Source organism: Variovorax sp. 01T439_2, from assembly GCF_056398445.1.
The window spans coordinates 1-7,076 of the sequence record NZ_JBFTPJ010000343.1 but is presented as its reverse complement, the minus strand read 5'-3'; the positions used below and the strand labels follow the sequence as shown (position 1 = coordinate 7,076).

Genomic DNA, 7,076 nt, shown 5'->3' with positions numbered 1-7,076 from the left:
CCTCGCGCCCGGCCTTGAGCCAGGCCGGGCTCGCATGGCGGCGGCCGCGCGCATCGGCGCCCATGTTGGGCGCACCGCCAAAGCCGGYGATGCGGCCCAGCGTCGCGGTGGAGCTGTTGCCATCGAGATCGATCTGCAGGGTCGAGCCGATGAACATGTCGCAGGCGTAGTGGCCCGCCGCCTGGCACAGCGCGCGGTTGCTGCGCAGGCTGCCGTCGGGGCCGGTGAAGAAGACGTCGGAGCGCGCGCGGATGTAGTCCTCCATGCCCAGCTCGGAGCCGAAGGAATGCACCGACTCCACCCATCCCGCCTCGATGGCCGGTATCAATGCCGGGTGCGGGTTCAGCGCCCAGTGCTTGCCGATCTTGCCCTTGAGGCCGAGCGATTCGGCATAGGTGGGCAGCAGCAGCTCGATGGCTGCGGTGTCGAAGCCGATGCCGTGGTTCAGCCGCTGCACGCCGTACTCGGCATAGATGCCCTTGATGGCCATCATCGCCATCAGCACCTGCACCTCGCTGATCTGCGCCGGGTCGCGCGTGAACAGCGGTTCGATGAAATTGGGGCGCGGCGCCTTCACGACGAAGTTCACCCAGCCGGCCGGTATGTCGATGCGCGGCAGCGTCGTCGTGTGGCCGTCGACCAGTTCGTTGACCTGGGCAATCACGACGCCGCCCGAGAAGGCCGTGGCCTCCACGATGACGGGCGTGTCCTCGGTGTTGGGGCCGGTGTAGAGGTTGCCCTGGGCATCGGCCGCGTGCGCCGTCACCAGCGCCACCTGCGGCGTGAGATCGACGAAGTAGCGCGCGAACAGCTCCAGGTAGGTGTGGATGGCGCCGATCTCGATGCGCCCGGCCGACACCAGCTTGGCCAGCCGCGCGCCTTGCGGACCCGAGAAGCTGAAGTCCAGCCGGGCGGCCACGCCGTTCTCGAAGAGGTCCAGATGCTCCGGCAACGCCAGCACCGACTGCACCATGTGCAGGCCATGCACCTTTGCCGGATCGACCCCGACCAGCGCGCGCGCGAGAAAGTCGGCCTGCTTCTGGTTGTTGCCTTCGAGGCAGACCCGGTCGCCCGGCTCCAGCACGGCCTCCAGCAGCTGGCCGATGGCCTCGGTGGCGACGCGCTTGCCCGCCAGGTCGGCGCCGAGCGCGTTGGCCGCCCGCGCAAGGCGTGCCGCGCGATTCTCGGCCTTGGTGTTCCAGTTCATGCGGTCCATGGAGATCCCTCAACCCACCAATGCCTTGGTGGCAAAAAACAGCACCGACGGCCCCATCAGGCAGCCCAGGCCGGTGTGAAAGGTCGCGACGAGCGCGCCGTAGGGCACCAGCTTGCGRTCGGTCGCGGCAAGGCCGGCGGAGACGCCGCTCACGGTGCCTGCGAGGCCGCCGAACACCATGGCCGAGCGCGGCGTCTTCAGTGCGAGAAAGCGCGCGGCGATGGGCGTGCCCACCATCACGATGATGGCCTTGACCAGCCCCGTCGCAATACTCAGCGCCATCACGTCCGGGCTCGCGCCGATGGCCGCGCCCGTTACCGGGCCGACGATGTAGGTGACCGCGCCGGCGCCGATGGTGGTCATGCTCACTGCGTCGGAGTAGCCGAAGGCGCGTGCAATGCATGCGCCCACGATGAAGGGCAGCACCGTGCCCAGCAGCAGCGACACCACGCCGATCAGCCCGGCCTTGCGCGCCTCGGTGGCCTGCACTTCGAAGGCGGTGGCCACGATCGCGAAGTCGCGCAGCATCGCGCCGCCCATCAGCCCGATGCCGCCGAACAGCGACATGTCGGCCAGGCCCTTGTGGCCGCCGGTCTGCGTGCCGCCCCAGTAGGCGAGCGCCAGGCCGATCACGATCGCGATGGCCGAGCCGTGCACGCGGCCGAAGGTCAGCCGGCGCGAGATCTGGCCCGACAGCAGGATCACCAGGCCGACCACCGCGAAGGCGGTCACGAGGCCGTTCTGGAGCGCGGCTTTTTCGAGGATTTCGATCATGCCGTTCACTCCGCTTCGGCCAGCAGGGGGTTGTCGTGCAGCTTGGGCGCGCCCTGCGCTTCCACCTGCGGCCGCTCCGCGCGATTGATCACCGCGATCACGCAGGCGCAGACCGCCACGGCGGCAATGGCCGAGAGCAGCGCCACCGGTCCGCCGCGCAGCGCCGCGACCATGTCCTGCTGCGCCGCCATGGCCACGACCACGGGGATGTACATCGCGCCCCAGTACTCGACGCCGAGCTCCGTGAGCTTGGGCAGGAAGTCGCGCTTCTGCATGTAGAGCCGCGCGAAGATCAGCAGCAGCATCGCGATGCCGACGCCCCCGACGTTGGTCTTCACGCCCAGCGCCTGCCCGAGCAGGTCGCCCAGGAAGATGCCCAGCAGATGGCATACGGCCAGCAGGGCGGTTCCGAAAATGATCATGGGCGTCTCCGTTGTGTGCCGCGCGAGATGCGCGGTGTTCTGGAGACGTACGGTATCGGCGCCCCTGCGCGCGATCAATTAACGGGGGACGGCGACGCTTACGGCGCGTGAAACGATTGCGGGTAAACCCTAGGCCAGTTCGGCCTTGGAGGTGCGGCACAGCGCCAGCAGCGCGAGCAGGTTGGGATCGCGCTCGCGCGTGCGCAGGAAGTTGAGCGCGATGGTCTGGCGCATCAGGTAGCGGGGCTGCAGCGGGATCAGCTGCACGTTCTGCGGCATCACGCCCCACACGCGGCCCGGCAGCAGCGTGTAGCCGACGCCGCCGCTCACCAGGTTCATGAGCGAAAAGATGTCGCCCGTCTCCATCACCACGTTGGGCGTGAAGCCGGCCACGCGAAACGACTCCACGAAGCCGCTGTAGGTGACGAAGCCTTCGCTCAGGCTCACGAAGCGCTCGCCGGCGCAGGCGGCCAGGTCGATCTCCTTCTGCCCCGAATAGGGGGAGCCCACCGGGGCGGCGAACCGGATGTCGTCCTCGAACAGCGGCTCCGACTCGACGTCCGCCGTTCCCTCGGGCACCGCCATGAGGGCGGCATCGATCGCGCCGTCGCGCAGTTTCTGCAGGAGGTCGGCGTTGGAGCCGAGCACGAGCTCGGTGTGCAGTTCGGGCTTGCGCAGCTTCAGCCCCATGATCAGCCGCGGCACCGTGCGGCTCGTCAGCGAATAGAGCGATCCGATGCGGATCCGGTCGGACGAGTAGCCGGCCACTTCCCGTGTCGCGCGGATGCCCTCGGACATGGTGCGCAGCACATCGCGTGCCACGTCTGCCAGCGCCTGTGCGGCATCGGTCGGATGCAGGTTGCGGCCCTCGTGCCGGAACAGCGCGCAGCGCAGGCCGGTTTCCAACGAATGCAGCGCGCGGTGCACGCTCACGGTGCTGATCTCGAGCTTTTCGGCCGCGCGCGCAAGATTGCCGGTCTCCATGAAGGCCAGCAGGATCTCGAGCTTGCGGAAGGTGATCTCTTCGTCGACGTGGAGGAGCATGGAGGGCCTGCGGATGATGTCCGATCGTAATCCTGGAACGGGCCCACAAATTGCGGTACAACGCGGCGCAGAGCAAAACTGTCTCAACGTTGAACCTGAGTGAGGAAATGCCTATGGACGCGTGGTCGAACGAGCAGCTTTCCCCCTTGTACGAGAGAGAACTCTTCCGTTCGCATGATGCAGAGGAGACGCATGCGCGTGTCTCCCGCGAGCTCAAGCCGCACCGCAGCGTGTGGGGCCGCGGCGACGTCGACGCCATCTTCTGCCGCGCGGAGCTGAGCGCACTGTCGTTGTGCATCCTGCGCTACGGCTGCGATGTCGACATCGAGCCCGACGCGCTCGGCAACTTCGTGCTGGTGCAGATGCCGCTGCGCGGCCATGCCGACGTCCATACCGGCGGGCACACCCTGCAGATCCATCCCGGCCAGGGCGCGGTCATTTCCGCCCACAAGCCGGTGCGGCTGCACTGGCATGCCGACTGCGAACAGCTGATATTGAAAATCGAGCTCAGCCGGCTGCAGGAGGTGGCACGCCATGCCTTCGCCTTGCGCGGCACCGACGACGTGGGCGAGATCGATTTCGCGATGCCCTTTTGCCTGGACGACGCCGCCGGCACGCAGTGGTGCCGCATGGTGGCCGGCCTGGCCTCGCTGCTGCCCTCGGGCGACCTGGGAACCTACGACCCGCGGTGGATGGCGCACTGCGAAGACAACCTGATGCTCTACCTGCTGTGCCACCGGCCGAATTCAGCCCTGCAACGGCATGCCGCCGTGCGGCGCGGCTGCGAGGAAGCCGGCCTGCGGCAGCTGCGGCGGGCCGAGGAGTTCATGCGCGAGCGGCTCGACACGCTGCTGTCGCTCGAAGACGTGGCGCAGGCCGCGGGTGTCACGCGCCGCAGCCTCGCCTTGCTCTTCAAGCGCTATCGCGACCTCTCGCCCGGCGAGGTGCTGCGCAACATGCGGCTGGACGCCGCGCACGCGCAGCTGGCGCGGCACGACGGTGCCAGCGTCACCGAGGTGGCGCTGAGCTGCGGCTTCTCGCACCTGAGCCGCTTTGCCGCCTGCTACCGCGAGCGCTTCGGCCAGCTGCCGCGCGACACCTCCCGCGATCCCGCACCGCTGCCCGCCGCGCGGCACTGAAGCGCGCGCATCCTCAGGACTTCATCGCGCACTGGGCGGCGGTCCGGTCCTGGTAGCGCTCCAGCACGGTGCCGATCACCTTGTTGGCGATGCGCCCGTTCGCATCCTTGGCGATCACGCGCAGGTAGTAGTTCTGGATCGGGAAGTTGTTCGGGCCATAGCGGAAATCGCCGCGCACCGACTTGTAGTTCGCCGCCTTGATCGCCTTGAGCAACGCGGGCTTGTCGGCCACCTTGCCGCCGACGTCGCGCACGGCCGCGTCCATGGCCATCAGCACGTCGTAGGCCTGGCCGGCATAGAAGGACGGATTGCGCCCGTTGTTCTGCTGGCGGAAAGCCGCCACGAAGCGCTGGTTGGCGGCGTTGTCGAGGTCGAACGACCAGTGCGCGGTATTGAACAGGCCGAGCATCGGCTCGCCGACGGCGGGGATCATGTCCTCGTCGGCCGAGAACGCGGTGGAGATCAGCGCCACGTCCTTCGACAGCCCCGCGCCGACGAACTGCTTGATGAAGCTCACGCCCATCGCGCCGGGCAAAAAGAAGTACAGCGCATCGGGCTTCGACGCACGGATCTGCGCCAGCTCCGCCGAGTAGTCGAGCTGCCCGAGCTTGGTGTACAGCTCGTCGCTCACGCTGCCCTTGAAGGTGTGCTTGAAGCCGTTGATGGCGTCCTTGCCGCCGGGGTAGCTGGGCGCGATCATCGCGACCTTCTTGAAGCCCTTGTCCGAGGCGAACTTGCCGGCCGATTCGTAGTACGCATCGTTCGGGTAGGAGGCGCCGAAGAAGTACGGATTGCAGCGCGCGCCCGAATAGTCGCTCGGGCCGGTGTTGCTCGACAGGTAGGGCACCTTGGCCCCATCTCGGGGTTGCCTGCCGTGTCGGCCTCGACAAATTCCACCGGCACGCCGCCGAGCTTGCCGCCCAGCTGCTTCATCGCAACGGCGAAGCCGGCCTTGGCCTCGGCGCCGCCGACGGCAAAGGGGCCGGACAGGTCCATCGCCAGGCCAACCTTCACGGTCTGCGCCTGTGACGGCAGTGCCAGCGCGCCCACCAGGACGGTGAGCGCGCACAAGACGGATCGGGGCGTGGCCTGCGGCATGAAAGGTCTCCTCGGGGTGGGTTCGTTGAACTGGGTGGGGCAGCAAATGCAGGCCGCAGTCTCTGTGCGGCGGCGCCGCCTCGCTATCCGTTTCGTGCGGCGCAAACCGCTGCACGAAATGGACAGACAACCGCCCGGCACGCTCCACAGAATCGCCGCCGACCCCACCACTTCGAGAGACGAACCGATGAGCGACACCATCGACATCCCGGCCGGCGACGGCACCCAGACCTTTCACGGCTACCTGGCCCTGCCGGCCTCGGGCCGCGGCCCCGGCATCGTGCTGTGCCAGGAGATCTTCGGCATCAACGACTACGTGCGCGAGGTGGCCGACCTCTACGCCGAAGAGGGCTACGTGGTGCTCGCGCCCGACCTGTTCTGGCGCATGGAGCCCGGCGTCGAGCTGGGCTACTCGCCCGAGGACTGGCAGCGCGCCTTCGGCTTCTTCCAGAAGTTCGACATCGAAGCCGGCGTGGCCGACGTCACGGCGAGCGTGAAGGCGCTGCGTGCGCACCCGGCCTGCACCGGCAAGGTCGGCGCGCTGGGCTTCTGCCTCGGCGGCAAGCTGGCCTACCTGGCCGCCGCGCACTCGGGCGTGGACGCGGCCGTGGGCTACTACGGCGTGGGCATCGAGGGTGCGCTCGACCTGGTGCCGAAGATCGATTGCCCCATTGCGCTGCACTTTGCCGAGCTCGACCAGTTCTGCCCGCCCGAGGCCCGCGCCCAGGTGCTCGCGGCCTTTGCCGGCAAGGCCGCTGCGCACATGTATGTCTACCCGGGCGTCGACCATGCGTTCGCGCGCACCGGCGGCGAGCATTTCGACAAGCCCTCCACGCTCATGGCGCACCAGCGCTCGATGGCGCTGTTCAAGGAAGCGATCGGCCCGGTGTACGACCTCTCGGCGCTGTGGGACAAGCACTGCGAGTACGAGTTCGCCACGCGCGACGTGGTCGCCACCATGGCCACGATGGTGGGCGAGCCCTATGTGAACCACATCCCGACCATGACCGGCGGCGTGGGCGCCARGGAGCTGTCGCGCTTCTACAAGCACCACTTCATTCCGACGACGCCGCCCGACACGCGGCTCACGCCGATCTCGCGCACGGTGGGCGCGACGCAGATCGTGGACGAGATGCTGTTCAGCTTCACCCACACGGTCGAGATCGACTGGCTGCTCCCGGGCATCGCACCCACCGGCAGGGCGGTGGAGATTCCGCTCGTGGCCATCGTGAAGTTCCGCGGCGACAAGCTCTACCACGAGCACATCTACTGGGACCAGGCCAGCGTGCTGGTGCAGATCGGCCTGCTCGATCCGAAGGGCCTGCCCGTGGCYGGCGCCGGGACGGCGCGCAAGCTGGTCGACGAAACGCAGCCGTCGAACAC

Annotated in this window: 6 protein-coding genes and 1 pseudogene; 2 read left to right on the top strand and 5 right to left on the bottom strand. The window is 68.0% G+C overall.

The window, feature by feature from the left end; all coding sequences use genetic code 11:
• The 4 genes from AC1DOC_RS17105 to AC1DOC_RS17090 form a co-directional block, all read right to left on the bottom strand.
• Positions 1–1,216: malonate decarboxylase subunit alpha (locus AC1DOC_RS17105; protein ID WP_478130140.1), on the bottom strand; the 1,216-nt coding region annotated here is incomplete at its 3' end.
• A gap of 9 nt (positions 1,217–1,225) precedes the next feature.
• Positions 1,226–1,990, bottom strand: coding sequence for a malonate transporter subunit MadM (madM, locus tag AC1DOC_RS17100; protein ID WP_015865438.1), 765 nt, complete (start codon positions 1,988–1,990; stop codon positions 1,226–1,228).
• A gap of 5 nt (positions 1,991–1,995) precedes the next feature.
• Entirely contained in the window at positions 1,996–2,412 is a 417-nt protein-coding gene (madL, locus tag AC1DOC_RS17095; RefSeq protein WP_015865439.1) for a malonate transporter subunit MadL, read from the bottom strand.
• Between the two features lie 129 nt (positions 2,413–2,541).
• Positions 2,542–3,456, bottom strand: coding sequence for a LysR family transcriptional regulator (locus AC1DOC_RS17090; protein WP_015865440.1), 915 nt, complete (start codon positions 3,454–3,456; stop codon positions 2,542–2,544).
• A gap of 113 nt (positions 3,457–3,569) precedes the next feature.
• On the opposite strand from AC1DOC_RS17090, the gene AC1DOC_RS17085 reads away from it, so the two are divergent.
• Entirely contained in the window at positions 3,570–4,595 is a 1,026-nt protein-coding gene (locus AC1DOC_RS17085) for an AraC family transcriptional regulator (protein ID WP_062364572.1), read from the top strand.
• Between the two features lie 13 nt (positions 4,596–4,608).
• Here the strand turns inward: AC1DOC_RS17085 and AC1DOC_RS17080 are convergent.
• Positions 4,609–5,693 (bottom strand): annotated as a pseudogene (locus AC1DOC_RS17080) (ABC transporter substrate-binding protein).
• A 187-nt stretch (positions 5,694–5,880) separates the two neighbouring features.
• On the opposite strand from AC1DOC_RS17080, the gene AC1DOC_RS17075 reads away from it, so the two are divergent.
• Positions 5,881–7,076, top strand: a 1,196-nt coding sequence (locus AC1DOC_RS17075) for a dienelactone hydrolase family protein (protein WP_478130139.1), incomplete at its 3' end; no start/stop codon positions are given.

Bases quoted from the DNA above. Each gene is read 5' to 3' on its own strand.
- madL (WP_015865439.1), bottom strand. From the start codon at position 2,412: ATGATCATTTTCGGAACCGCCCTGCTGGCCGTATGCCATCTGCTGGGC.
- AC1DOC_RS17090 (WP_015865440.1), bottom strand. From the start codon at position 3,456: ATGCTCCTCCACGTCGACGAAGAGATCACCTTCCGCAAGCTCGAGATC.
- AC1DOC_RS17085 (WP_062364572.1), top strand. From the start codon at position 3,570: ATGGACGCGTGGTCGAACGAGCAGCTTTCCCCCTTGTACGAGAGAGAA.